This window comes from Streptococcus mitis bv. 2 str. SK95 (assembly GCF_000222705.1).
GTDB classification, from domain to species: Bacteria; Bacillota; Bacilli; order Lactobacillales; family Streptococcaceae; genus Streptococcus; species Streptococcus mitis_AY.
Map to the genome: position 1 here is coordinate 1 of NZ_AFUB01000012.1, position 1,455 is coordinate 1,455.

At 36.7% G+C, this 1,455-nt stretch carries 3 protein-coding genes; all 3 read left to right on the forward strand.

Annotated features, from left to right (window positions below):
* Positions 1 to 129 precede the first annotated feature (129 nt).
* The gene (locus tag HMPREF9965_RS04380) at positions 130 to 531 is read left to right on the forward strand and encodes a hypothetical protein (protein ID WP_000167008.1); all 402 of its coding nucleotides are present in this window, start codon (positions 130 to 132) and stop codon (positions 529 to 531) included.
* A gap of 69 nt (positions 532 to 600) precedes the next feature.
* A complete protein-coding gene (locus HMPREF9965_RS04385) occupies positions 601 to 1,023 on the forward strand; it encodes a hypothetical protein (protein WP_000747462.1) in 423 nt (140 codons plus the stop codon).
* 69 nt (positions 1,024 to 1,092) lie between these two features.
* Positions 1,093 to 1,455, forward strand: a 363-nt coding sequence (locus HMPREF9965_RS04390; RefSeq protein ID WP_000747463.1) for a hypothetical protein, incomplete at its 3' end; no start/stop codon positions are given.

Genomic DNA, 1,455 nt, shown 5'->3' on the forward strand with positions numbered 1-1,455 from the left:
ATTTCTGAAATGCAACCCATAAGAATTTTACGTGATGGTGGATGGTTCATATATGAGTAATAGCAACTTAAAAAATTTTGATAATTTTTATGTAGATTTAGCACAGTCGGCTTATTTAGGAGGACAGTCATGACAAAGCGTACTTTGCTTTGGTTAGTTTTAGCACTTGTAATTTTTGGAGGAGGTGCATGGATTGCACAAGAGACAAACCTATTTGGTGGAATAACTCTGAGTCCACGAGCTAAGCAGTTGGCTTATTTGAAGGAACATGAAGAGGAGATTGTAAAATTTGTAAAGTCTAAAAATTCAAAGATTGAATCTGTTCAGATTGCATGGGATGAAACTAGGTGGGAAAAAATTGGGAATGGGACCCCTCAAGGAGGCGGAGAAATTGTAAATGTATATGGTAGTTTTAATCACATTGAGTCCTCCTCTTGGAATGTTACTTTTGATATTGAGAATGACAAAATTATTCCTAATTCAATGGCTTTAGCCAATTATTTACGAGTGGGGGGAAGGATTTTTGACTAATAGCAATTTAAAAACCTTTGATAATTTCTATGCAAATTTAGTACAGTCGGCTTAATTAGGAGGATAATCATGAAAAAACGCACCTTACTTTGGCTAATTTTAGCTCTTGTAGTATTTGGAGGAGGCGCATGGATGGCACAGGAAACAAATCTATTTGGAGGAATAACTCTGAGCCCACGAGCCAAGCAGTTGGCTTATCTGAAGGAGCACGAGGAAGAGATGACGAATTTTATAAAGTCTAGAAATCCTAAAGTCGAAAGTGTTCAATTTGATTGGGAGAGCATGGAAGTTGGTCAGATAGGAAATGGTACCCCTCAAGGTGGGGGATATATTATAACATTGGATGGAAAAATAAATAACAATGAGGATACTGAATTTACAATTGGTTTCCCTATAGAATATAATAGCAATAGTATTCCCAATATTAAGAAAATTTCTGAAATGCAGCCCATAAGAATTTTGAAAGGAAATTTATGGAATCTTTATGAGTAATAGTAATTTAAGAATCCTTGCTAACTTTTATGCAAATTTAGTACAGTCGGCTTAATTAGGAGGATAATCATGAAAAAACGTACCTTGCTTTGGCTAATTTTAGCCCTTGTAGTAGTTGGAGGAGGAGCATGGATGGCGCAGAAAACAAATCTATTTGGAGGAATAACTCTGAGCCCACGGGCTAAGCAGTTGGCTTATTTGAAAGAGCATGAAGAGGAGATGGCGAACTTTATAAAGTCTAGAAACCCTAAAGTCGAAAGCGTTCAATTTGATTGGGATAGTATGGAAGTTGGTCAGATAGGGAATGGAACTCCTCAAGGAGGCGGTTATATGCTAACATTTAAAGGGCGTATAAATAATATAAAGGAAAGCAGTTTTACTCTTGGATTTCCTTTAGATAATAACAGGCACGCCTTGCCTAACCTTGAGAGG

Bases quoted from the DNA above. Each gene is read 5' to 3' on its own strand.
- HMPREF9965_RS04385 (WP_000747462.1), top strand. From the start codon at position 601: ATGAAAAAACGCACCTTACTTTGGCTAATTTTAGCTCTTGTAGTATTT.
- HMPREF9965_RS04380 (WP_000167008.1), top strand. From the start codon at position 130: ATGACAAAGCGTACTTTGCTTTGGTTAGTTTTAGCACTTGTAATTTTT.